This is a genomic window from Bacteroidales bacterium (assembly GCA_035299085.1).
Classification (GTDB): domain Bacteria; phylum Bacteroidota; class Bacteroidia; order Bacteroidales; family UBA10428; genus UBA5072.
Window position 1 is genome coordinate 1 of record DATGXG010000050.1, and the last position, 25,565, is coordinate 25,565.

Annotated in this window: 24 protein-coding genes and 1 tRNA gene; 9 read left to right on the forward strand and 16 right to left on the reverse strand. The window is 40.5% G+C overall.

Annotation, left to right across the window (positions count from 1 at the left end):
* The 11 genes from VK179_16990 to VK179_17040 all read right to left on the reverse strand — a co-directional run.
* Nucleotides 1-358, reverse strand: a 358-nt coding sequence (locus tag VK179_16990) for a hypothetical protein (GenBank protein ID HLO60451.1), incomplete at its 3' end; no start/stop codon positions are given.
* 202 nt (nucleotides 359-560) lie between these two features.
* The gene (locus VK179_16995) at nucleotides 561-2,015 is read right to left on the reverse strand and encodes a subtype B tannase (protein HLO60452.1); all 1,455 of its coding nucleotides are present in this window, start codon (nucleotides 2,013-2,015) and stop codon (nucleotides 561-563) included.
* Nucleotides 2,016-2,034: 19 nt separating this feature from the next.
* Nucleotides 2,035-2,796, reverse strand: a complete 762-nt coding sequence (locus VK179_17000) for a LytTR family DNA-binding domain-containing protein (GenBank protein HLO60453.1) — start codon at nucleotides 2,794-2,796, stop codon at nucleotides 2,035-2,037.
* The gene (locus VK179_17005) at nucleotides 2,777-3,853 is read right to left on the reverse strand and encodes a histidine kinase (protein ID HLO60454.1); all 1,077 of its coding nucleotides are present in this window, start codon (nucleotides 3,851-3,853) and stop codon (nucleotides 2,777-2,779) included. The genes VK179_17000 and VK179_17005 overlap by 20 nt, the downstream gene beginning before the upstream one ends.
* 124 nt (nucleotides 3,854-3,977) lie before the next feature.
* Nucleotides 3,978-5,009: an alpha/beta hydrolase gene (locus VK179_17010; GenBank protein HLO60455.1), complete on the reverse strand. Its 1,032-nt coding sequence runs from the start codon at nucleotides 5,007-5,009 to the stop codon at nucleotides 3,978-3,980.
* Between the two features lie 8 nt (nucleotides 5,010-5,017).
* The gene (locus VK179_17015; protein ID HLO60456.1) at nucleotides 5,018-5,908 is read right to left on the reverse strand and encodes a hypothetical protein; all 891 of its coding nucleotides are present in this window, start codon (nucleotides 5,906-5,908) and stop codon (nucleotides 5,018-5,020) included.
* Nucleotides 5,909-6,053: 145 nt separating this feature from the next.
* The gene (locus tag VK179_17020) at nucleotides 6,054-7,082 is read right to left on the reverse strand and encodes a helix-turn-helix transcriptional regulator (GenBank protein HLO60457.1); all 1,029 of its coding nucleotides are present in this window, start codon (nucleotides 7,080-7,082) and stop codon (nucleotides 6,054-6,056) included.
* Nucleotides 7,083-7,234: 152 nt separating this feature from the next.
* The gene (locus VK179_17025) at nucleotides 7,235-7,591 is read right to left on the reverse strand and encodes an RNA-binding protein (protein ID HLO60458.1); all 357 of its coding nucleotides are present in this window, start codon (nucleotides 7,589-7,591) and stop codon (nucleotides 7,235-7,237) included.
* 23 nt (nucleotides 7,592-7,614) lie between these two features.
* Nucleotides 7,615-8,070, reverse strand: coding sequence for a cold shock domain-containing protein (locus VK179_17030; protein ID HLO60459.1), 456 nt, complete (start codon nucleotides 8,068-8,070; stop codon nucleotides 7,615-7,617).
* A 318-nt stretch (nucleotides 8,071-8,388) separates the two neighbouring features.
* On the reverse strand, nucleotides 8,389-10,047 hold the full coding sequence (locus VK179_17035) for an AMP-binding protein (protein ID HLO60460.1): 1,659 nt from the start codon (nucleotides 10,045-10,047) through the stop codon (nucleotides 8,389-8,391).
* Nucleotides 10,048-10,092: 45 nt separating this feature from the next.
* Nucleotides 10,093-10,647: an XRE family transcriptional regulator gene (locus tag VK179_17040; protein HLO60461.1), complete on the reverse strand. Its 555-nt coding sequence runs from the start codon at nucleotides 10,645-10,647 to the stop codon at nucleotides 10,093-10,095.
* A 73-nt stretch (nucleotides 10,648-10,720) separates the two neighbouring features.
* On the opposite strand from VK179_17040, the gene VK179_17045 reads away from it, so the two are divergent.
* The 3 genes from VK179_17045 to VK179_17055 all read left to right on the forward strand — a co-directional run bounded on the left by VK179_17045 (nucleotide 10,721) and on the right by VK179_17055 (nucleotide 13,057).
* Entirely contained in the window at nucleotides 10,721-12,106 is a 1,386-nt protein-coding gene (locus tag VK179_17045) for a Mur ligase family protein (GenBank protein HLO60462.1), read from the forward strand.
* Between the two features lie 109 nt (nucleotides 12,107-12,215).
* Entirely contained in the window at nucleotides 12,216-12,887 is a 672-nt protein-coding gene (locus VK179_17050) for an isoprenylcysteine carboxylmethyltransferase family protein (GenBank protein ID HLO60463.1), read from the forward strand.
* Between the two features lie 81 nt (nucleotides 12,888-12,968).
* Nucleotides 12,969-13,057: transfer RNA gene (locus VK179_17055), tRNA-Ser, on the forward strand.
* A 476-nt stretch (nucleotides 13,058-13,533) separates the two neighbouring features.
* On the opposite strand, the gene VK179_17060 is transcribed toward VK179_17055, so the two are convergent.
* Nucleotides 13,534-14,352 carry a hypothetical protein gene (locus VK179_17060; protein ID HLO60464.1) on the reverse strand — a complete coding sequence of 273 codons (819 nt, stop codon included), beginning with the start codon at nucleotides 14,350-14,352 and terminating at the stop codon, nucleotides 13,534-13,536.
* 206 nt (nucleotides 14,353-14,558) lie between these two features.
* Complete coding sequence (locus tag VK179_17065; protein ID HLO60465.1) at nucleotides 14,559-15,995, reverse strand: T9SS type A sorting domain-containing protein; 1,437 nt, start codon at nucleotides 15,993-15,995, stop codon at nucleotides 14,559-14,561.
* Between the two features lie 991 nt (nucleotides 15,996-16,986).
* Between VK179_17065 and VK179_17070 the strand changes: the two genes are divergently transcribed.
* Entirely contained in the window at nucleotides 16,987-17,559 is a 573-nt protein-coding gene (locus VK179_17070; protein HLO60466.1) for a hypothetical protein, read from the forward strand.
* On the opposite strand, the gene VK179_17075 is transcribed toward VK179_17070, so the two are convergent.
* Nucleotides 17,529-19,364, reverse strand: coding sequence for an ATP-binding protein (locus VK179_17075; GenBank protein HLO60467.1), 1,836 nt, complete (start codon nucleotides 19,362-19,364; stop codon nucleotides 17,529-17,531). The genes VK179_17070 and VK179_17075 overlap by 31 nt on opposite strands.
* A 775-nt stretch (nucleotides 19,365-20,139) precedes the next feature.
* Here VK179_17075 and VK179_17080 point away from each other — a divergent pair.
* The 4 genes from VK179_17080 (at nucleotide 20,140) to VK179_17095 (ending at nucleotide 21,741) form a co-directional block, all read left to right on the forward strand.
* The gene (locus VK179_17080; GenBank protein HLO60468.1) at nucleotides 20,140-20,475 is read left to right on the forward strand and encodes a hypothetical protein; all 336 of its coding nucleotides are present in this window, start codon (nucleotides 20,140-20,142) and stop codon (nucleotides 20,473-20,475) included.
* 262 nt (nucleotides 20,476-20,737) lie between these two features.
* Nucleotides 20,738-20,983, forward strand: a complete 246-nt coding sequence (locus VK179_17085) for a helix-turn-helix domain-containing protein (GenBank protein HLO60469.1) — start codon at nucleotides 20,738-20,740, stop codon at nucleotides 20,981-20,983.
* Between the two features lie 31 nt (nucleotides 20,984-21,014).
* A complete protein-coding gene (locus tag VK179_17090) occupies nucleotides 21,015-21,446 on the forward strand; it encodes a hypothetical protein (GenBank protein HLO60470.1) in 432 nt (143 codons plus the stop codon).
* Between the two features lie 91 nt (nucleotides 21,447-21,537).
* Nucleotides 21,538-21,741 carry a PLDc N-terminal domain-containing protein gene (locus tag VK179_17095; GenBank protein HLO60471.1) on the forward strand — a complete coding sequence of 68 codons (204 nt, stop codon included), beginning with the start codon at nucleotides 21,538-21,540 and terminating at the stop codon, nucleotides 21,739-21,741.
* 39 nt (nucleotides 21,742-21,780) lie between these two features.
* Here the strand turns inward: VK179_17095 and VK179_17100 are convergent, their stop codons facing one another.
* Entirely contained in the window at nucleotides 21,781-22,335 is a 555-nt protein-coding gene (locus tag VK179_17100; protein ID HLO60472.1) for a hypothetical protein, read from the reverse strand.
* A gap of 180 nt (nucleotides 22,336-22,515) precedes the next feature.
* Here VK179_17100 and VK179_17105 point away from each other — a divergent pair, with 180 nt between their 5' ends.
* Nucleotides 22,516-23,742, forward strand: a complete 1,227-nt coding sequence (locus VK179_17105) for a glycoside hydrolase family 172 protein (protein HLO60473.1) — start codon at nucleotides 22,516-22,518, stop codon at nucleotides 23,740-23,742.
* Nucleotides 23,743-23,758: 16 nt separating this feature from the next.
* Here the strand turns inward: VK179_17105 and VK179_17110 are convergent, their stop codons facing one another.
* A complete protein-coding gene (locus VK179_17110) occupies nucleotides 23,759-25,525 on the reverse strand; it encodes a T9SS type A sorting domain-containing protein (GenBank protein HLO60474.1) in 1,767 nt (588 codons plus the stop codon).
* Nucleotides 25,526-25,565: the final 40 nt, after the last annotated feature.

Sequence of the window (25,565 nt, forward strand, 5' to 3'; positions counted from 1 at the left end):
AAGAATCAAAAATAATGGTGAAGGCTTCGTTGCCACCTGAAATTTCGTCGCGCTTTTTGGAGGTTACCAGCATGTTGGATGCGTCTGAATCAAACAGCCTTGCCCCCACATAAATATACGTGTTGTCATAACCAATCATCACCTCGCTGATTTCTGTGGGTTGGTTACCGAATACAGGCGTATGCATTACCATGGGTAAAGGCTGTAAATTCTGCCAGCAGGCATCATCTACCACCCCGTCAAATTTAAACTCACCCTGTATCTTCTGAATGGTGAGAATCTCCTGGGGAAAAGCACAAGTCAATGAACCGATGCTTATCATTAACGATAAAATTATTCTGTAATGTAGTGGTCTCATTTTATGATAGTTTTAATTCAAATACTGTCATAAAATTACCCGTGAAACTGCATGAAAACTTTTATATCTATGCGAGACTGCTAAAATGGTGAGTGAAATGACGTTTTGGGGTAGTGATTTTATTTATTGATACGCAGATCATTAAGCCGTCCAAAAAATTTTTTACGGGGACACCGTTCTGCGAAACGGGGAAAGAACAGGCTTATTTGGTAAAGCCTGTAACTGCACCGATCCATGTGATCAATCCTTCGGGATCATCATCAGCGCAATGGCCCCCATCCCAGAATAGCAGGGCATTCACAACCTTGCCCATGTTTTCAAGACTTGTGGCAAGGTTTATCATAACAGTCTGTGAGGTATGGTTGTCACTTGTTCCGTTCCTGAGCCACCACATTCGGGCGCAATCCCTGTTGTTTTGCCTGATAAAGTACATGGCATTCATCATGTTCACAATGGTTTTCAGTTCGCTGTCAATCTCAGCATTCCTGTCCCCGGTTGATTGCCTGAGGCTAAAACTGGTAAAGTGCCTGGCGGCAGTGGTGGCATTGCCGAACAATTCGGGCTCGGGTTGCTTCATGCTGAAATCGTCAAAGGCCGGAAGGCCTTTCATCCTGCCTACATGACTTACATAGTCGGCAAATGTAAATGCAGCCCCCTGATCGTTCCATTTTATCCAAGTATTATTGGCCAGGTATGTTTTGCGGGCATCATCCGACAATCCTTTTAAATAGCTGTTCGCGGAGGGTACCAGGTAAAACCGGAGCAGATACTGGTCATAGTTGTCTGCGGAGAGGATTCCAAAGTTATTTCTACCCTTACTATTCAGAGATTGCTGATACTCCGCAAAGGATGCTTTCAACTCTTCGGAAAGCCTCTGGTCAACCAGCCCGGATCGAGTCGGTAAGGTCCCGAACATCCACTCATAAGCACCGTCGGCGTGTTCCAGGTCGGTAATAGGACTGTAGCAGGCACTCGCAAAAATATGATCAGGTTCATCGGCAGCGCCAATTTCTTTCAGATATGTTTCAAACAAAGGGTTGTTGCCTGAAGCGCCCAGAAGTGCAGATAATGCCCCGCCTGCACTGCAACCTGCCGAAACAATCCTGTCAGTGTTGCCGGGTAACACGCCTTTGTTGTGGCGGATGTACCGTACCGCTGCTTTCAGGTCGACTATTGCAGCAGGTGCCTTACCATAATAGGTGCCGTCCGCAGCCATGTTATCCCGCCCGCGGCATCCGGGAGATACTATTACATACCCTGCAGCCAGGGCCAGGTCGGGTCTGCTGCTGATATCAGCGGAATTTCGCATAGCCCGGCCAGGGCCATCTCCGGCGTTTTTAACTGACATATAACCTCCTACACCAATGTCAAAGAAAATCGGTGCATTTGCGGCATCAATGGCCTTACCGTCAATCTCAACGGGAACACTGACATTAAGGCTCTGATAATCTTTGTCGACCGGATTGGCCACATAGGGGATATGCCTGAATGCATGGTAAACCACTTTCTTTTCGCCACCGGATGTCCTCACCATTTTGGTTTCCACCACAAAATTATCCCGGGGAAAAGCCAGTGGATCGCTGGCCTGGCCTTGTGCAATACAAGCCCGGGTGGCGCACACGACTATGAGTGACAATGAAATCAACATTCTATTCATATTGCCAATCGTTTTAGATTTATAATTCCCCTGCAAACCATTTTTTAAAATCAGGGACACGGGCTTTGCTGATCAGTATTTTTTCCGGTACGGTTACCTTCAGGTTTACTGAAAGCCTGCTGTTAAACCAGAAATCAATATCTTTCACGGCATTCCGTGCAATAACATATTGCCTGTTGGCCCTGAAAAAATCATCGGGATTCAGCATACCGCACAGTTCATCGAGTGTATGTTCAAATGTGAATGTTTTGTCTTCATGGGTCTTTGCCTTTACCAAACCCGCTTCAATATAAAAGCAGGCCAGATCTGATGTATTAACAGGGATAAGTTTGTCTCCTTTTACCGGAACCAAAAAATGAGTTTTAAATGTCGAAGCCTTTTTGAAAGAAGCGATGATGTTCCGGATGTCGGCCTGGTATTTATTCGAACCCGAAAGACCCTGCAGTTTATTTAAAGCCTGCTGTACGGCAAGGATGTCGATGGGTTTTAACAAATAATCAATGCTGTTCACCTTAAAAGCCTTGAGGGCATATTCATCGTATGCTGTTGTAAAAATTACAGGGCATTGCACAGTGGTCCGGTCAAAAATCTCAAAGGCCGATCCGTCGGCAAGGTGAATATCAAGGAACAGCAGATCAGGCTGGGGATTGGTGTTGAACCATTCAACGGTTTCATGGATACTTTCAAGTGTGGCAACAACCTGTAACGTTCCCAGTTCATCCAGGATTGTCATCAAATTGCGCGCAGCCAGCATTTCATCCTCAACGATTACTGCCTTCATCTGTGGTTGGTTTAAGTAAGGGAACTTCAACACGGAACAGGTTATTTGATTTAGATATCCTGATATCAGCACCACACAGTAATTTGTATTGCCTGGACAAATTGGAAAGGCCTATTCCTGTGCCCGGTTCCATGGATAACTTTTCATGAATGGTGTTGGTGACAACTAAAGTCTCATTGTCTGAAGTGTTGATGGTTATTTCAAGCGTATGACGTTTGCTGATCTCATTATGCTTCACTGCGTTTTCAATCAAAGTCTGAATGGCAAGGGGAGGCAGCCTGTATTGGTTTAAACTTTCGCGGGTATTAAACACTATACTTAGATTGGTATTAAAACGCGTTTTGATCAGAAAAATATAGGATTTTGCGGCCTCCATTTCATCATAAAGGGACACCGTTTGATTTTCATTGCTTTTCAATGTATACCTCAACACTTGTGAAAGGTCGTTCAGGTATAACAGGGCTTTTTTGGGATCATCACTGATCAGGGTTTTAAGGGCGGTAAGGGAATTAAACAGAAAATGCGGACTAACCTGGTTTTTAAGCGATTCATACTGACTTTGCAGGTTCTCACGGATCAGTTTTTCATTTTCAAACCGGATGGCCTGTCTTTCATTGATGATCCTGATGATAAACACGCAGCTAAGCACTACAATGGCAATGAACAGATCGCGAAAAGTATATAACAGGTTGAACCGGGATGTATGGGTAGTAGAGAAGATCAAATGCTTTAATGCAAAGAAAACATCGCTCAGAATGGTAACCGCAACAGCGGTCGCCACTATGGACAGCAGGATGGTCCATATGTTAAGTCGCCTGTGACTGTTAATGGGCTTAATTACGAAATAATTAAGTACGAATAAGCAAAATGTAACCAGGAAAGTGACAAATACCTCCCCGATTACCTCTGTTGTAGTTACATTGCCGCGATGCCACGAAGTTGTTGAACCGTCGGGTGCGGCTATATCAAGGATGGTATTGAAATGTACCAGGATGCTTATCCCGAGAGAAATACCCGCAACGATCGCAGCGTATTGCTGTAGCTTATATTTTCTCATATAATCAAAGATAGTACATGATTATCAGAATAATCCCGAAAAGTAAATAAGCCTGCAAAAAGCAGGATTGAAATGACCAAAACAGGGACTCAAACAAAAAAGGCACCCGGAGGTGCCTTTTATACTATTCAGTCAGGAAGTTTTCAATTTCCTGTCGATATGTCCTGGGTTGGTCGAGCCATATAAAATGACCTGCTCGCGGAACCCTTACTAATCTTGAATTAGAAAAAATTGTAGTGTATTGGTTGGCAATACCGGGTGAAAGATAGTCGGCATCTCCCCGAAGAATTAAAACTGGGGTGGTATTCTGTTTGAGAATATATTTTACCGGTTCTATGTTCATGAGATCGAAAATTGTCATGGCAGATGCCCACCATCCCATTCCTTTCATTTTAAACTCAGAGCTTTTTGTAAAGGATTTATGATACACGCAGGTTTTTAAAATTTCTGCAGAAATAAAGTCATCAGCTAATTGATCCATTTCCTTGTCACCCGCAAATATATACGCTTTATGAACATCTGTCTGCATCAGTTCATCAAGTTTGTAATAGCGGTTGAGTCGTTCCTGGCCATATTGGTTTCCAATCCAATCATACCATCCGGATAGAAACCGGGGTACATTTGAGTATTCATCGTTCCAATCTCTCAAATCGATGGATCCCGGTGAAGTAAATATTGCTTTTAAAACATGCTGAGGGTATTTTGCCATGTAATGAGTGGCTAAAGTTGCCCCCCACGAATCGCCGATTAATATACAGGATTTGTTGCCAATGATAATCCTGATTTCTTCCAGATCCGATACATGTCGATCTACTGTATACTGGGTCGGGTCACTAAGTCTACCGGAGAGCCCGCTTCCTGACTGGTCGTAAATATAAACGTCGAAATTATTCCTGGTCAACTTTTCGTACCATTCAACAGGAGCTTCTTTGCCGAAGGAATTTACCTGGCACGCACCAGGTCCTCCATGTAGAAAAATTAAAGGTGTGGCATTAGCCGAATCATCTGCCGGTAAATGAACATAAGCGATATGGGAACCAGTCTTTAAATCCCAAAACTTAACCAGGGTTTTGTTATTTATGACGTGACCGGTGTCTCCCGGGTGGCACCGGGCAAATGCATTTAATAACAATAAAGACAAAAGAACTTTTTGCATAGATTAAATTATTGTTTGTTTATTAAAGTCCTTTTTAAGGAATCCAGAAGTGGTTTCCATTCAACTTGATAGATTTTTGTTGGTATGCCTTTTGAATAAAACAGATAATTTCCATCAGGTGAAACACAAGGTCTTCCTTCATATTCACCGGAATTTATTTCATTGCCAAGGCTCAGGGCTGTCGACCAGGATTCATTTATCCTAAAACTAATATAGATATCTCTCCAGTTTGTTTCTGAAACATACTTTCCGAAGAGCAAGTAACTCTCATCAGGTGCAATATAAAGTTCGGAGACTGAATATTTGTTTATAGATGTATCTAATGGAACCGGATCAGAATATTTACCATTTTTATATTGTGAATAAAACGCTTTCCATCCGCCAAGTCGATCTGAAAAAAAATACAAATTCCCATTCGAAGCGCATGATGCGCTCGCGTTAAAAGCTCCGTTATTTATTATTTTATCCAGTGGCTTTGGCTCACTCCAACCGGAATTACCTTTTTCCATTACACAGATGATTGTACTCTTTAAATCATCAGAAGACCTTGCAAAGAAAAAACGTGTACCGTCCGGATTAATATGGGGTGTTTCAATTCTGAACTTCCCGGCGAAAGGAGCTGTCTTTGCTTCGCTCCATTTTCCACTCACAAAACGGGAGTATTTAATTATTTCCATATTGCCACTATCCGTAACAAAATAGAACTCTTTCCCATCGGGCATAAATGTTATGTGAGTCGCAAAGATTTCTTCATTGTTTACCAATATTCTAAAGAGCCTGGGTTTTGAATCCGGATTTTTAATAGAATATGGGTGATTAACTTCCTGGGGATATACCTTATATATTGTTCCCGATATTAAGAACAAAACCACCGGAAAAAGTAAACGCTTTTTCATCATTCAAATGCTATTAAATTAGAAATTGAAATAGTTATCTGAGCCCAAAAATAGGAGGGTGCATAATGATAAACTATTGACTTTATAAAGTCGTAGTTGTTTAATGCTCAGATATGAATGATTTTATGAAAAAAAATAGAATTGAAGCTTAAAGGGTATGCTTATCCCGATACTCTCTCGGATTTATTTTCTCCTTCTTTTTAAAAGCTGAATTGAAGGATGAAATAGAGTTAAATCCACAGTCGTATGCGATGGCTGCAATTGTTAGTTTTGCGAACTCTGGTGAAGTGAGACGTTCCTTTACCTCCTCTATCCTGCATGAATTAATAAAATCGAAAAAATTCGTGTTAAAGTTTTCATTGATTACCTGGGAAAGAAGATGAGGTTTAGTCTCCAGTTGAGAAGCAAGCTTCGAAAGAGAAATTTCGTTATTCAGAAAAGGTTTTGAACTCTTCATTACAACTGTGAGTTTCTGGTATAAAGCTAATGAATCGGTCTTTGAGAGTATTGAATTCTTGTATCTTTCGAATGATTCATTGATCTGCTTTTTATTGAGCCACAAATAGATTAATATATATATAAATAAACCGAAAAGAAATGTTCCGGACAAATACGGAAGAATTCCTATCCACCATGTAATGCCATAGGATAACCAAATCAGGGCAACCGATCCGATAATGAATCGGTACCATCCTGTTTTGTAGGGCATAATTAGCGAGTGCTCTCCTTTCCTATGGAAATACCACGCTGTATAAATAAGATAGCCTAAAATCTGAAACATAATCAAATTATACCGTATGTCCCACTTTGGATCATTTGGCGGATAGGGCAAGAATACACAACATAGCACAAGTAGTCCTGGTATATAATGTAAATATTCAATACCGGAGAACATGAGTTTGGGATTCACACTTTTACGGATATAAAATAGCAGCTCCGGACCTACACATACAAAAGCTGCCAATCCTATGTGAATAACAATAAAATGCACAGGAACTATACTTGTAAGGATAGATTTAGCCATTCTTACTGTAAGAAACAAAACAAGGAAGGCCAGGTACTTATTCGCAGGATTCTTTTTTGAATATCCAAAATACAGATAAAAAAACAAGAAAAATCCATTGAGGACTCCGGTAATACCAATTATTATTAAAACAAGCATTAATAAATTAGTCATAGATGCATTTTCTTCAATTAAATTTGATTCTGATTTCTACTTCTTTGTAAATTTAAGTATCTCTCAATGCAATATGCTTACAGTTAGTTGTTTTTTCCCTAAACAAAAAAGGCACCGATCGGTGCCTTTTTTGTTAACTATGAAAGAATATCTTAATATCTTTTCTTCCTTGAATCATAATTCCTGTCGGAATTCCTGTCGTTATTTCTTGAATTATAATCGTTGCGTGGTCCGCGGTTAAATCCTCCGCTTCCTGCAGGACGGTCAGTTTTTGGCCGTGCTACATTTACGCTGATAACCTTTCCGTCGTATTCACACTGGTTTAATTCATCAATAGCCTTCTGACCCTGGGCGTTGTCGGCCATTTCCACAAAGCCAAATCCTCTTGACCGACCGGTCAGCTTATCAGTTATTACTTTTGCCGAAGATACCGTTCCGTACTCTTCAAACAATTCTTTTAAGTCGGCGTCGCTGACGGCGTAACTTAAGTTTGCAACATAAATGTTCATTCTATTAAATTAAGTGATTAAAATTATTTCTCTACTTTAACATTAACGGCATTGGGACCTTTAGGCCCTCTTACAACTTCGAAGGTAACCTTGTTCCTTTCCTTTATCGGCTCCAGAAGGGCCTTGATATGAACAAAAACATCCTGACCCGATGCCGAGTCCTTGATAAAACCAAAACCTTTCGATTCATTAAAGAAAGTAACCACTCCTTTGCGGACACTTTCATCAGGGCCTGATGTCATACTACGGGGCACTCCAATCTCAATATCTTCGGCTTTTATTACTTTTTTCTGTGAAAGATCGGGGGGAGTAGATGAGATTTTACCGTATTCATCCACATAGGCAATCATATCATCAAGATTGTTTCCGTCCCTGCTTTGCTGTTTCCTTTCGAGTCTTTTTGCTTCCTTTTCTTTTCTCTTCTTGTCTTTTTTAGCCTGAACTTCTTTTTTGTTAAAGGTCTCGTTGCTTCTGCCCATATTAAAAATTTAATGTATAAAGTTAGTTAATCAACCAATCATTAGGTTAGCTTAAATCCTAAAAAGGGCAGATTTTTTTGCAAAATTACAAATTTTATTCGGATAAATGGATAAAAAATATTTGAGTATTCACCCTACCCCTGCCCCTCCCCTAAAAGGGAGGGGATGAAGATTTGTGGAATTATTGTTTTTAAAGATAGATTGAATCAATCTTTGCTCCGCCAATTCCACAAATGCACTCCCCCCTCCCTTTTAGGGGAGGGGCAGGGGAGGGGTGATATAGGCGGGAGGTGGCCGGGCCGAAGAGGTTCAGCAATATCAGGAGATCTCGTCGTTATTCCTGATCTGCACCCTCCTGATCTTTCCGCTTATTGTTTTGGGTAGTTCGGTAACAAATTCTATAATACGAGGGTATTTGTAAGGAGCAGTTACCTGTTTCACATGTTCCTGCAATTCCTTAACCAGTTCCTCGCTTGGCTTATAATCCTTTGTCAGCACCACAGTGGCTTTCACAATCTGTCCCCTGTCAGGATCAGGAACGGCTGTTATGGCGCATTCCAGCACGGCAGGGTGCTCAATAAGGGCGCTTTCCACTTCAAAAGGACCAATCCGGTAGCCTGAACTCTTGATCACATCATCGGCCCGACCTACGAACCAGTAATAGCCGTCTTCATCACGCCACGCCATATCACCTGTGTAATAAATACCATCGTGCCAAACTTTTGCCGTCAGCGCGTCATCATGGTAATACCCGTCAAACATGCCTAAGGGCTTATTCACCGATGTGCGGATTATTATCTGACCTTCATCACCCACCTCACATGAGTTGCCTTCTTCATCAATGATATCAATAGCATATCCCGGCGAAGGTTTTCCCATTGATCCGGGTCTCGGTTCAAACCAGGGATAAGTAGCCAGCGCAACCGTACATTCAGTCTGTCCGTAGCCTTCCATCAGCTTGATACCGGTGGCATCATGAAACTGTTTATATACCTCCGGATTTAAAGGCTCACCGGCAACCACACAATATTTCAGAGCACTCAGGTCGTACTGTTTCAGGTCTTCTTTAATAAGAAAACGATATATTGTCGGCGGGGCGCAAAATGTGGTGACCCTGTATTTCACAATTATGTCCATCATGTTTTTGGGAACGAACTTATCATAATCATAAGTCATCACGGCGCTCCCGCATAGCCATTGCCCGTAGATCTTTCCCCAGGCCGATTTTGCCCAGCCCGTATCGGCAACGGTAAGATGCAGTCCGTTATCCATCACATTCTGCCAGTAACGGGCAGTCAGGATATGTCCGAGCGGATAGGTAAACGGTTGGTTTACCATTTTAGGCATACCTGTCGTTCCCGATGTGAAGTACAACAGCATGGGATCGGTGTTCTGCGTTCCATTGAAACCTTTGGGCCTTATAAAAACATCGCTTTGCTTTTCCATGGCCCTGTTGAAATCGATACATTCCGAATCGGAGCTCAGGACAGCCACCTTAAGCAATGTGGGAGATTGTTTGCGGGAACTGAGAACGCGTTCGACCACATCCTGTTCGCCAACACAGACAATCATTTTAATTCCTGCAGCATTGTTACGGTAAACCAGGTCTTTTTCGGTAAGCAAATGGGTTGCAGGAATGGTTACCGCACCTATTTTATGAAGTCCAAGGATACAAAACCAGAATTCAAACCTTCTTTTCAGGATGAGCATAACCTTGTCGCCTTTCTCAATTCCCGAAGACAGGAAAAAATTAGCCGCCTTGTTGCTGTATGCACTCATTTCGGCAAATGTGAAAACCCGCTCACTGCCTTTATCATCACACCATACCATGGCTGTTTTTCCAGGAGTCTGTGCGGCGATTTCATCCACCACGTCAAAGGCGAAATTGAAATTCAAAGGCACGTCCACCTTGTAGTTATCACAAAAATCCTCGTAGGAGCTGAAATCGGTTTTTTTTACAAAATAGTCAAGGATCATATTGAATGCTGTTATGGTAATACAATTGAAAACATCAGATTGCAATTACATGATCATGGCAAGAAATCGGACCGGCCTGTTATTGAGTGCCTTAATTGCATGCTTGTGTGAAGAATCGAAATAAATGCAATCTCCCTCATGGAGCTCAATGCTATGGTCTTCAAAATAGACGGCCATGTCACCTTCAAGTATGTATTCGAATTCCTGGCCGGGATGGGAATTAAAGGTTGGTGTTTCGTTGCCTGCCTCAGGCCTCACATTCACAAGGAATGGTTCCGCCTTTTTGTGGATAAAATTATGTGCCAGGCTTTCATAGGTATACTGGTTCATGCGGTCAACATGTGCTCCGTGTCCTTTTCGTACAACACAATATTGATGAAGGCGCGGATTCTCTCCTGTAAGTAGCGCTGTGAATTCAACGTTCAGTTTCTGCGAAATCTTGATGAGGAGAGCGACTGAAATATCGGTTTTCCCTGATTCCAGTTCCTGGTAGTCCTTCACCTTCATTCCCAGCCAGGATGCAAGGCTTTCCATTGAAATACCGTTGATGTCCCTGAGTGCCCTGATCCGTTCGGCTATTTGCATTATTTCTTCATTCATACGATGTGTATTTATTCATTACAAATGTAAGAAAAACCGGCAGGTGATAATGGGCGGAATGTTAATTTTGCATATGACACAAAAGGCCGACATGAATATTGAAAAGTACACGAATTATTTTTTTATCGGGATAGCCGGTACGGGTATGAGCGCTATTGCCCAATACCTGCGAGGAACAGGTTGCAGGGTGGCCGGTTCCGACAGGCTTTTCGGACCCGATAATAAAATGCTGATCCAGGAACAATTCGAAAAACAGGGAATCTCGTGTTTTCAGCAGGACGGTTCAGGAGTAACACCGGATATCCAGGTGGTAGTTGTCTCCACGGCCATTGAGGAAAGCAATATCGAATATGTAAAAGCAAAGGAACTCGGAATTCCCATAATGAAGCGGTCGGAATTGCTTGCTCTGATTTCTAAAAACCGACGGACTGTGGCTGTAGGTGGAACTTCGGGTAAATCAACCACCACGGCGATGATTTTTCATATTTTGCAGGTGAATGGCTTTTCGCCTTCGCTGATGACCGGTGCAGGATTATCTTCATTACAGAAACAGGGTCTTCCGGGAAATGCATGGGTGGGGGAGAGCGAATGGCTTGTTATTGAGGCTGATGAATCGGATGGTTCTATTGTTAATTATTACCCCGAGATCAGTGTCGTTCTTAATATAGACAGGGATCATAAGGAATTTGATGAACTGATGCAGCTTTTCTCAACTTTCAAAGAGCATACACATGGCCGGTTCATTGTAAACAATGATCACGCCCTGATCAATTCACTTTCGCAAAACCATGAATATGATTTTGGTACAGCTGGCAAGGCAGGGTACAAAGGAAAAGATTTTAAACAACAGGGATTCAGAATAGAATTCACTGTTAACGGAATTCCTTTTATCATACCGGTCCTGGGTCGTCACAATATGGAAAACGCCATGGCAGCGGTGGCTGTTGCAGGTGCAATAGGCGTTACAATTGAAGATTCATCCAAAGCGCTTGAAACATACACCGGAATTTACAGGAGGACCCAGCTGGTGGGGACGAAAAACGGCATTTCGGTAATTGATGATTTTGCCCATAATCCTTCTGAAGTTGCTGCAGCCATTAAGGCTTGCCAACAGATAGGAACCAGGGTTTTTGCCTGGTTTCAGCCGCATGGTTACGGACCGTTGCGTTTTATGCATAAGGAACTGGCTGAAAAGGTTACGCAAGTATTGCGGAGTGACGACCGGTTTTTTATGTCGGATGTATATTATGCAGGCGGAACCGTAAACAGGGATATCGGATCAGAAGTGGTGATTGAGGCGGTTCAGAAAAACGGGAAAAATGCCATACTGGTTAATAATCGTTCTGCATTACCGGCTCTTTTTAAAAGTGAAACAAAATCAGGAGATATTATTTTACTAATGGGTGCCAGGGATCCGTCGCTTTCGGAGTTTGCGTTACGTGTATTGGAAAATCTGTAGAGACGCACGGCCGTGCGTCTCTACATTACGGTGTAAAAAAATTAAGCCTTCTGGGTTAAATGAAAGCTGTTTCTTATTTATTTTGAGTTACATTCTCAAACTCTCATCAATGAAAACAAGTCTTTTTCTCAAACAGGCGCTCGGTACCCTTCTGTTTTTTGCGCTCATTTTCATCAGTGCCGGTAAGCTCCTTTACTGGCAGGGTCTTGTATACCTGGCTATAGGTATCGTAATGATTATTTTGAATTACACTGTATTCAGCCTGGATTCAGATTTACTTAAAGAACGGGCGAAAGCGGGCGAAGGTGCAAAGAGTTGGGACAAGCAGTTATTGTTGTTTTCCTTCCTGCTGACACTTGTCATGTATGTAACCGGAGGTTTGGACTCAGGCCGGTATGGCTGGTCGCCTGAATTTCACCCGGTGTTATACGGATTGGGCATAGTGCTGACTGCAGCGGGACAGCTTCTCTTTCTGATTGCCCAGAAACAAAACAAGTTCTTTTCAAGCACAGTAAGAATTCAGACAGACAGGGGACATACGGTATGTGATACAGGATTATATACTGTTGTACGGCACCCGGCCTACATGGGTTCTGTGATCCAGGCAGCAGGTTTCCCATTGCTGTTTGGCTCGTTGTGGAGTATCATTCCGGTAACTTTGCTGATTTTAGTGTTTGTTATAAGAACAAAAAAGGAAGATTCAACATTAGTGAATGAGCTTAACGGTTATAAGGAGTATACTGCCAAAACAAGATACAGACTGGTTCCGTTTATTTGGTAGATGAAAAATTGAAATCATTATTTTGGTATTGCCGGATATTTTATACTTTTGTCGAACCTTAAAAATAAGAATTTCAGTCAGGGAGAGGTGGGTGAGTGGCTGAAACCAACAGTTTGCTAAACTGTCGTACTGGGTAACTGGTACCGGGGGTTCGAATCCCCCCCTCTCCGCAAAAGTTCAAAAATCCCGTGGCGAAGCCCGGGATTTTAAATTTAAATGGGGAACCCAAGCTCGCTTGAGGTTCCCCATTTAAATTTAAAAGCCCGCCGGCGCGACAGCGACGGGACGGGATTTTTGAACTTTTGCAGGATCCCCCCATAAGGGATCACGCAGTAATCCCCCCTTCTTTCATAGATAGCATTTTAGATGCAGGCTGGAGCCTGCAGTAATAATCCGACACAGGCAGAGCCTGTGTCGAACTTTCGTAAACCCAAGCTCGCTTGAGGTTCCCCGTTTAAATTTAAAAGACCGCCCGGCGCGACAGCGACGGGACGGGATTTTTGAACTTTTGCAGGATCCCCCCATAAGGGATCACGCAGTAATCCCCCCAAACTACACCTACCCAACCCAAGCTCGCTTGAGGTTCCCCATTTAAATTTAAAAGCCCGCCGGCGCGATAGCGACGGACAGGGATTACAAAAACCATTTAAAAATTCTTTACTATCTGAATACGAGGGGTAGGTCCATTTAAACCATTCAGTCCATTTCTGCCTGAAGAATTATCACTTCTGCCACCTTTACCGCCAGAGCCACCAAAATTTAAAATTTCAATTTTATCCAAACAGTCGCGGGCATTTTCGAGTATATATACTGTAACTGATCCCCCGTTCCCCCCGTTTCCTCCATCGTCTGCGGATTCTCCATTTACTTTATCTTTTCCATTCTGACCGTCACCGCCATTTGCAATGATACGTATTTGTCCATTAGTTGGGTGCACATAGTATTCCAATTCATTATTCCTTGATGAACTATAAATTTTTACTTTTAATAACTCTCCCTTATAAATGGGATCATAAAACTTGCTTATATAAACATCCAAAATATCCCCATGCAATCCATTTATATAGTCATCGCTGGATGGTGTATAATCAGCTATGGTTAATCCGTAGTATGTCAGAGGTATACTAATCTGGCTGCATATACGGGGATCACTGGCTAACTGAGCAATAACTATTATTTGATGATTTGTTATAGTTGCCGGATTATCTGTAATATTTACCATTCCTTTGTTAAATGTACCGCCCAGAACATTAATATAATAATAAAGCCAGTATTGTTTTCCACCAAGGAAACCTCGAGTCAGTCTGGTTTTTCCTTTTTTATCGGTATATTTAATTCCGAGTGGAAATGAACCTCCAACCTGACGAGGATATGAACTATCATATAGAATTTCAATCTGTTGTGAATAAACCCCCGCAAAAAAGTGCAGTGCAATTAGTGTGATGAGAATTCTTACTATTTTCATATTGTTTGTTTCATTAGGATTGTTCTGTTAGACAAAAACCTTATAAAAAAAGCTATTGTTTCAGAAAATTATTGCCACGTTCGCGTGTATGATCAGTTGTGCCAACAAAGTGATGCTGTATCGCGATACACCAGGGCAGCCTAAAGTGATAGTGTTCGCAGCTTGATGCCAAGCAATTGATTATACACGCTGTGGCAACTGTTTTATTATTTTTTTATGAATTTTCGAATAATGATAGAGTTACCTCTAATTATTTGAATAATATGAAGGCCACTTTTAAAATAAGTTACGTCAATAATAGTCTCATCACGGTTTGTTAATGTAGAATACTCCAAACCTCCGATGATATTAAACACCTTTATTTCTGCTTCTGAGATATTTGGTTTTAATGCTAATGTTAAATAATCAGAGACCGGATTGGGAAATATTAATATTGAATTACCTATAATTTTTCCATCTGTTTTATTTATAACTAAAACATTGGAACTATCACAACATTGAACTGTATCAAGAGGCGTAATTTTGACTATTCCTAAACTACTTGTATCATTCCCATCAGATATTTTTTCCAGGATTGATAAAGAATCAGATGAGCACCAAAAATTATCTGGAATTTTTATATCATTTAAGGTAATAGATTTTAAATCGTATAATGTGTTATTACAGATTTTATTGCAGCGAAATATATCCTTTGAAGTTCCTAATATAATTCCTGAAGAATTATATTCCATTTTGTTTCTTATAATGATATTTTGATTTATACCACCGCTGTCAATTATTCCTATGCCATTATATCTGATTTGACAACTATCTATAGTAAATCCACCTTTCAAAACTATACCGGCAATTTTATTTGAATCAATCAAATTTCCTTTTGCTAAAGAAATATAACCATTACTGGGTTTGAAGATTATTCCGTATTGATTAGAACGAATGATACTGTTTTTTATAGTAGAATTCGGATATAACCCCTCAATACCAATTTGATTTAAATCAATCATGCAATTGTCAATATGAACATTATATCCCCCAATATTCATAGCAGAGATTCCAATCTTATTATTTGAAATATTACAATTACTTATGGTAGATGATTCAAGCTCAAATAATCCATATTCAGTATTATTTTTGAAATTACAACTATCAATCGCCATAGCTCTCCAACCAATATCATTAATGCCTATCACATTTGAATTAAAATTGCAGTTTTTTACCTTCAACAAACTCAATACTCCACCATTATTTCTAATGGCAGCAGCTGCATACTCAAAATTGCAATAATTAAAAGTGGAAAGAGTGTCATCCCCTCCATTGATACTAATTGTACTCCAAATACCCGCATGAGGTATAGGAGAATCACTCGTAAATGTTATTGGATTTAATGGAGTACCAATTGCAACAATAGATGAATAGTTTATCCGGAGTTCAGCACCATTTCTAAATCTAACTATAATTCCGGGTTTTAATGTTAAGATCACACCCCCGGTGACAATAACTGTATCAATAATAATATAGGGACTACCCTTAGTTGTCCATACAGTGTTGATTGAGATGTTTCCGGATATATTTGTCTGCCCCTTAATTTGTAAAAAGGCAACAAATAGAAAAAAAATTGGTAACAAGAACTTTAATTTTGTTTCCATTTGCATCTTTTTTTATAAAATAGTTGCCAACGTCCGCCGGTATAAGCTGTTGCCGTTTCAGGGCACTTACTGGTCGGGTTACCCACTGATGAAGCCAAGTGAGTAAACATTGGCACCCGCACAACCCGGCAATTGCGTATGACCGGTTGTTGGCAGCTGCCTTTATAATAATCCATCAATCTGTTCGTATAGCTTTATTTTAGAACTAGATCTATCAGCATTTGGAAAAACAATCTTGCCTTCTTTGTCAATCAAAAACTTCCGGGTGCGCACAGCGACCGTCAGTCCCATTCATTACCTCTATCTTTATTGCCCTATCTCCCGCACGGAATTGACTGGCAGTTTCTTATATGGTTTTCGAAAGGTATAAAATATTTTTCTAATATGCCATCCTACAAGAGCTTAATTTGTTCGAGATTAGCAAAGTCGGGAGCGCTCAAAATAATAGTTGATCGCTGATAAATGAGTCGACGTAATGCAACACTATTTGCTGACTCCTGATGTTCTTAATTTTAAAAGACCGCCCGGCGCGACAGCGACGGGACTGGATTTTTGAACTTTTGCAGGGATCTCCCCGAAAGGGATCACGCAGTAGTCCCCCATCAACAACACTTACCCAAACCCAAGCTCGCTTGAGGTTCCCCATTTAAATTTAAAAGACCGCCCGGCGCGATAGCGACGGGACGGGATTTTTGAACTTTTGCAGGATCCCCCCATAAGGGATCACGCCAGTAATCCCCACTTCCATAGTAAACCACTTGCAAAGCAGGCTGGAGCCTTCAAGAATAGTCAGACTCAGGCAGAGCCTGAGCCTAACGGAGGACGAACAGGGATTTTAGAACTTTTGCAGGGATCCCTCAAAAAGCATCAGGCGAACGCAGGTTGCCATAAAATTTTGCTCAAAATGAAAAAATGGGTAGCCAGATAAATAAGAAATAATTTGTAAATTTTGAATTGAAAGACGAAATAAGCCACATACATTACTAAGTCAATGATAATTCCCCATGATCTTAAAGTAACTAACGAGATCCTTCTAAGGGGGGCATTGATGTTTGCTTTGATAGATATGGTTTTTGTTGCTGTTCTCTATAAGTTTATTAAACGAGCCTGTCTGATTAGGATGAAATGGAACCTGGTTATCATCATGGTCCTGTTTTTTACTGTTCTGATGGGATCCATTATGAGCTTTATCTTTTGGGATTCTGTTTATAGTTACGTTTATCCGGACCAGGCCCGTTGGATAATACCTTTTTGCTATGGCTTGCTATTTTCAGCAGCCGGATTATTATTCTGGAGGATCTCTATCCGTGCAGTAAAATATTCAGTTGTTATTTTCTGCCTGTTTGGAGGGCTTTGGGGCATACTGACTCACATATTGGCTATTAGGCGTGGTATCCTTGAAAAACCGCCGATGCTCACAGGTTCAAGCCCTTTCGCAGCTCTTACAATTGCGGCTTTTGAATTTATCTTTTATTGGTGCGTCTGTCTGACAATTTCCGGATTATTAACTTCCAAAAGGACAGAAAAATCTGATCACGCCGATATTGCAGGAAGCGAAAAATAGAATGTGGCTCCCTCATTGACCTTTCCTTCAGCCCACACTCTGCCCCCCATCCGTTGAATAATTCTTTTTACAATGGCAAGTCCAACCCCTGTTCCGGCGAACTCCTCTTCGGTATGCAATCGTTGAAATACATTGAACAACCGGTCAGCATATTGCTGGTCAAATCCAATCCCATTGTCTTTAATATGGTAAACAACTTCTGAACCCAGGTGGGAACTGCTTATTTCTATACGCGGTTGTTCTGATTTAGATGAATATTTCACAGCGTTTTCAACCAGGTTATATATTACATGGGTAATCATAGACGGATCACCTTTGCATTTCTGAATGTCCTTTAATTCAAAAGTAAGATTCTTTATTTCATCCTTCCCATAAAGGCCATTAATTACGGATTCAGTGATTGTACGCATATCAAGGACATTACTCACAATCTCTTTTCTTCCTATCCGGGAAAGGGAAAGCAGATCGTTTATAAGATTATCCATTTGAATTGTGCTTTCAATCACATTCTTCAATATACTCTTTCCTTGTTCATCAACCGATTCAGAGTATTTATTCAGAAAAATGCTGGAGTAACCGTTTATTGCACGCAACGGAGCCCTAAGATCATGTGAAACCGAATAGCAAAAACCCTCGAGATCGGTTGTCTTTTCTTCGAGATCTTTCGTTCGCCGGATCACCCTTGATTCCAGTTCTGAATTCAGCAGTTTAACCTCATTTTCAGCTTTTTTTCTTATGGTGATGTCGGAAATGAATCCTTCCAACGCTACTACCTCATTCTCATCCCATACAGCCCGGCCTTTTTCCCATACCCATTTTTCTTCCCCCGAAGCGGTTATGATTCTGTATTCAATTGTATAAGGAGTTTTATTTTTAATTGATGCCCTGATGCTGTCCCAAACCATGGCCTGATCATCTGCATGGATTATTGAATTAAAAGTTCTGCTTCTGTTTTGAATGAATTCTTGTGAATTGAAACCTGTCAAATCGGCAACACCATCACTTATATATTCCATTGTATACCCGGTATCCTTCAGGCATCTGTATACAACACCGTTTAAATTGTTGATCAATGTTTCAAGCTTTCGGTTGCTTTCATACAATCTTTCTTCAGCCTTTCTGCGTTCTGAATCCTCAAGTTCAACGTCACTTTTCAGCTTTTTATTTACCATAAGGATTATCGAATAGGTCAGCAGGAGAAACAAAACCTGGTAAGAAATGATGACGATGCTTTCGATCTGACCCGACTCAAAAAAATTATTGGTTTCAATGTCTTTCATCAGAAACGCAATGATTCTGAAGACATTCACAATACAATATACAGCAAATATGATTCCGACCCCGAATGTAATTCTCCGTAATTCTTTGCTTGTGCGGCAAAGTAATATCCAGCTGCATTGGAAGCAGAGAATCAGCATAGCCATAGCAATATTTATGGTTCTTATCTCCAGATCGGGCTTAATCATTGAAGCCCAATATGAAATGCAGATAAATACAGCTATCAGTGCATAGTTCAGAACATGATTGCGTTTAATGCCAACAAATTTTTCAAGGCTTATCAGTCCCAGAAATATACCTGTAATCAGAAATGTATTGGAGAGAACTATTGAAATCCAGTCAGGTACTGTTCCCCGCAAAATAATTAATGCCATCGAAATAGTCTGCAGGGTAAAATTCGTTATCCAGAAGATACCTCCCTTGAACCTCCTTCCATTCTGAACATATAACGCGATCATTACCATTGTACTTACCAGGTCGCATGTCAAAAACCCGAAAAGTATCGTCCGCATATCCAACTGCCACATACAAGAGAAATTTTACACTATTACGTATAACCCGAGTTTTAGATTCACTGTATGTGATATGAATTGCCATGGTAATATCGTATTCCGTTAGAGTCGTCAAACTCAGGATGAGATTTTTTACTATCTTTCAAAACAGGTTAAACATACCCAATTTGAATTGAACGAAAGTATTTTAAACGGAATCTTCATCTTCAGCATTCTGCAGGCATTGCTTTTTGCGCTTCTGTTTTTAACAAGGAAAAGTAAATCCCTGCCTGACGTATTAATCGGAATATGGCTGTTCCTGCTGGCAATTCACACTATTCTCATATTTTGCATTCACAATAGTTTAATAAACAGGATTTTATCGTATTTGCCCATAATTATAACCTTGCTTTACGGACCACTGAAAACTTCTAGTCTGGCTCCTGCCATTGCTTCCAATCGGAGCAGCTATCCAGGCATTTGGACTTATGAGGGAAAAATTCATCAGTAAATGGCAAGGAATATGTATTGTTACGGGACTTCTGCTTTTAAATAATCCTGATATTGAATTGATAAGCTCAGTTGGCGCAGTATTGATTTGTGCGGGCTATATACCGTGGGGTATAAGAATTCTCAAGGGGCGAATGAGATGTTCATCTTTGACATGCCCGATATACGATATAAAGAAATACGAAAGCCTTAAATGCGCTAAACCATGCCAAATTCCGTAATTTGGATACAAGAAACGGTAATTTGACTATTTACTGTTCCCTATATATTCATTTCCTTTGTAATGAGAATTTTACCCATCATGAAAAATATTGCATACCGGGTTGAATCCATTAGTGAATTGCATTCTATTGCCGGATTTGAAAAGCCAAAGCATCCATTGGTTTCCGTGATTGATTATTCAAAGGTTCATGTTGCGAATCCTCCCGATTCAGGTAGTTTTGTCTGTGCTTTTTATACGGTAAACTTTAAGAAAAATTGCCATCTTACCTATGGCAGACAACCTTTTGATCACCAGGAAGGAACATTACTTTGCACCGCCCCGGAACAGGTAATTACGTTTGACCGGAAAAGAGATGCCGGCAGTTCAGAAGGCTGGGGATTGTTTTTTCAAAGCGTTGCACCTGTCAGAAACTGAAAAACAAACCCTGCTTTCCATCTTAAAGCAAATGGAGAATGAATATAATACTAACATTGATCATTACTCTAATGAACTGATCGTTTCCCATATCGTGCTACTTCTGAATTATTGCAGGCGTTATTACGGCAGGCAGTTTATTACTCGAACCAATCAGAACAAAGACCTGATAGCGATATTTGAAAATTTCCTTACGGATTATTTCAAATCTGATAAATTGAAAACTTTGGGAATTCCATCAGTAAAACAGTGTGCAGAGACTATGAATCTGTCACCAAATTATTTTGGTGATCTGCTTAAAAGCGAAACCGGCAAAAATGCAATGGAGCATATTCATTATTTTGTGTTGGAACAGGCTAAAAACATGTTGCTGGGTACCGAAAAGCGAATTAATGAAATAGCCTGTGACCTGGGTTTTGAATATCCTCAGAATTTCTGCAAGCTTTTCAAAAAGAAAGTGGGAGTTTCGCCAACTGAATTCAGAAACGAAAAAGTTTTACTTGCATAATCCTATCTGTTACCAATACAATAATATGAATATGAGATTTTTCATCACCGGAATCATTACATCAGTGGTTAACCTTACCCTTCATGCGGGCTTCTACTTTTTCTTTTTAAAAAGTTTTTTTGCGTCTCATCCTGCAGGGTCTGAGGAATATATGAAACTGCTTAACCGGCCGTCAGACGACCTCGTTATTTGGGCATTGCTCATTTCAGCCCTGGCATTTGGCTTTTTAATTACAACTGTAATGAAATGGTCAGGTGCAAGAAATTTCATCTCTGGTTTGAAATATGGGCTTATTTTGGGAGTGTTGTTCTGGACGGCAATCAACTTCGGACTTTATTCATCACAGCATATTTTCACCTTGCCCGGTGTATTGGCTGATTTGCTATTTAGTGCAAGTTGCATGACAATTTCCGCTGCCGTAGCAGCCTGGATTCTCGGAATCGTTGACTATAAACAGTTATAAGAAATAATTTGAATAAAAATTCAACCGAGGGTTACTTTTTGACCTTTCAAGGTATTAAACAGTACCTAAAACAAGATCTAAAAAACCTACTATGAATATATTATTTATGATTGGTCCCATTGAAATATTGCTGCTTGCTTTTGTAATCATTTTACCATTAGCCGCACTAATTGATATTTTAATAAGCGAATTTGAAGGGGGTAATAAATTAATCTGGGTTGTGGTAGTCCTTTTTGCAAATATTATTGGCGCTATTCTTTATTTCCTAATTGGACAGAAGCAGAAAATGCGTTGAACTTTTAAATGAGCGCTTCGCCCCAAGGCTTCTCCATACTTAAATAATGCTCACTACAAAAAGGTTTGCGAAAATCAGAACAATCAGGACAATAATTGAAAGCGCAATTTGAATTCTGTTATGTTTCAGGAAAAATAGCAGAATGGCAACAGGTAAGTTAATGAAATAAAGCAATATCCTCGGACTTAGCTCGAAATGACCCGTCAACGGATACAATAAAAGTTCATACGACCACAGGATGATTAAAAGAACATAAAATTTTCTTGATATAGTAATAAAATGATTTTTAAAATCATTGTTTCCATCAGGAGTTAAAATTTCGATTGCAAAATAAAGTATAAGCAAACGAATAATAATATAAAATAATGATGAGGTTGAATTTAGATAATCGAGATTGTTTTTAAAACCTTTAAATGCCCAGAGCCAGATAAATAGCAAATAAAAAAATAGTGATACCGACCATGATAAATACAATACAGAAAATTTCTTACGGTCAAAATACTTAATTAATTTGCCCCATCCGGTCATTGCCACAGTGACAATAAATCCGACAAGAATTGTAATAAAAATCAGGGAGTACTCAGCTAATGACATAATTTTTATTTAAAGTTATTATTATTCGGGATCAATTACCAGGTGTTTTATGAATCATACATACGGCTAACCTATGGTGCTTTGAATCCCGCAGTGCGTTAATCAAAAACAACAAACTACTAACACGCGGTTATATCACGTGAGGAAAAATTTTAATTTAGTACTTAAAATTTTCCGGACATGAAACTGCAACTGATTTTCATTCTTCTCACTGCACTCTTAATATCCTGTAATAACAGCAATAAAGGACCCGGAAGCGCCACTTCTGATGAATTATTCGTTTTTAACGATAAGTCGCAACCGCGCTGGGTAAGTTTTGAGAATATCACCGGGGAAAAAGGGGCCGGAGGAAAGGAAAATTTTGGTGCCAAGGGTCATGCATGCGACAGCATAGCCGCCGGTGCAACAAAAGTGCTCCTCAATATGAAAGGGCCCGGCATTATCAACCGGATGTGGATCACCATCAGCGATCGTTCCCCGCAAATGTTGAGAAGCCTTGTATTGAAAATTTACTGGGATAACCAGGAAAAACCGGCTGTTTCAGTTCCGTTTGGCGATTTCTTCGGAATCGGACTCGGCAAAACGGCCGCCTATGAAAATGCCTTGTTTGCCAACCCCGAAAGCCGGTCGTTCAACTCCTTTGTTCAAATGCCTTTCAAAGAAGCTGCAAAGGTAGAATTGGTCAATGAATCATCAGCTGACCTTACGATGGTATTCTATGACATTAATCTGCAGATGCTACCGGAATGGAATCCGCAATACATGTATTTTCATTGCTACTGGCACAGGGATACACTGACTCAATTAACCAAAGATTTTGAAATTCTACCCGAAGTAAAAGGCAAAGGAAGGTTCATTGGAAGCAACATCAGCATACTCGCTAATCCCGTTTACAAAGATTCCTGGTGGGGTGAAGGTGAAGTTAAAATGTATCTCGACGGCGATTCCGATTTTCCAACCCTTGTAGGAACCGGAACCGAGGATTATATAGGCACGGCGTGGGGTCAGGGACAGTATTTTTCAACCTTCATGGGCTGTCCGGTTGCCGATGAAGCAAACAAACAATGGACGTTTTACAGGTACCATATTCCTGATCCAATATATTTCAAAACTGATTGTAAGGTTACCATTCAGCAGATAGGGGGACAGGATAAGAAAATGGTAACTGAATTACAGGAAGCAGGGAAAGAACTGATCCCTGTCACCATTCATGCCGCACCCACACTGGTTCGCATTTTTTCAAAGGATAGTGTGGTGAATCTTAAACATAGCAACCTGATTGAGGGCTGGACGAACTTTTACAGGCGTGATGACCTTTCGGCTGCGGCATATTTCTACCTTGACAGTCCTTCTGATCATTTACCGGATTTACAGCCGGTTTCAATACGTACATATAAACTGAAATAACTACCGTAATGTGCTGTTATTTCACAATTACTTTATAGCACACTGAACCTGTGTCGTTGCTTATCCGGATAAAATACATTCCGGCAGGCTTATTTTCAAGTGAAATTTGTATTGTATTCTTGTTTGCGATCGTCTCAATTAAATTCCTGCCGGTAATATCTTTGACAGTTATTCTGCTTCGTTCAGGGATGCCTGAAATGTTTAAAACACCCTGAGAAGGAATGGGGAAAATGCGGATGGATTTAAAATCGGCAGTGTTCGCATTCACAATAAACACTTGTATTGTATAATAAGATTTATTATAACCGTCAACAGAAGTAACCACTATAAAATCTCCTGGTTCAACAATGCCGGTCTTTTCAAGATAATTAGAATTAAAAACCCTGATTGAGGCTCCTTGAGAAGGTATTAGATTAGATATAAATTCAGTAACCGGAATGCTGTCATTCTGCATCAGATTACAGGTTATATTGTAAGAGACCTGGTCAACGGTATAAATATCTGAAGTTACGAATGCATCATAATTAATATATTGTCCGGTTACCTTAATATAGTAATCTTTTACCAGGCCGCTTTCCGATTTAACTCTGAGCAGGTCTCCGTTTTTTACAAAAATCTTTTCAATTCCATCAACAAATACTATTTCCCACATTGCAGCCGGAGCCCCTTCCAGGTATTTAAATAAGGTATCTATATGTGCGGCATAGCTGTTTGCAGTAAGCGCATCGCCCCGGATAGTGTCCATGCCCGGAACGTTTTCGGTTACTTCGTATAATGGTCCCTGGCCGGCAAAGGAAAGAACGGGATCAACTAATCTTTTCGGAATAACAATGTTTGCATCCGCTGTAGCATCAGAAACCGTTATTCTGAAAGGAATTACTTCTGCATTGTCTCCGCATGCAAATAAAGTTAATACATCTCCGGTTTGAGCAGAAAGGTATGCGGAATCGTTGTAAGAAGCCGAATAGTCATAATGCCAGGCAATTCCAGGTTTCCTTGTGAACTCTTTCATAACAGGATCATCTCGTCTTATTCCCCAGGGAATAACAAGCGTAGTGTCAGTCCAGTTAATCGCTATTGTATTTGATAACAACGTTTCCGGTCCAAGATGTGCGTTCACATGATTCCCAAGTGTCCAGAATTGGTTTCTACAGACGGATGTATCATGAACCTGCAAAGGAATTACAATCCATTCTGATTCGAATGCATTGGTTCCCCTGCCTTTTTCAAAGTCAATATTCCCCTGTATTATACTGAATTTGCGAACCAGTATGGAATTCCTGGTTGCACCTGGAACACCGGCTGCATCTTTGACGCCGGGGGCCTGCTGTCCTGCGGGACCCGTGAAAATTCCCCCGACCTGGTCGGTTACTATCGAGTCCCTGATGAGCAAAGGTTCAGTATCAACAGACCAAAATGTATTGTGATATCTCACGTACCAGCAATCTTCTTCGTCTGAATTACCTGAAGGCAGGCTGCTTCCTGTAAATACAATGGATTCGCCGGGGTCAAGCATGGTGTCGGGTAGCATGAACCAGTCATCCTGTCCTACAAAAAACCATCTATTCAGATCAGTGGTGTCGATTCTTTTATCGTATGGATGAATCACACCGAATTCAAATCGATTCAAATGCAAGGCACTATCACCCGAATTGGTAAGTTCGACATAGGCAGAGGAAGTAGTAAAGCTGGCTTCGGTGATGATAAGGCTTCTGATTGTGTCCTGCGCCTGAAGCCATCCTGAAAAGCCTAAAATTGAAATGAGCAATAGATTCGTCTTCATTGAATTTGGTGTAACAAACACACAAACAAAAGACTCAGAG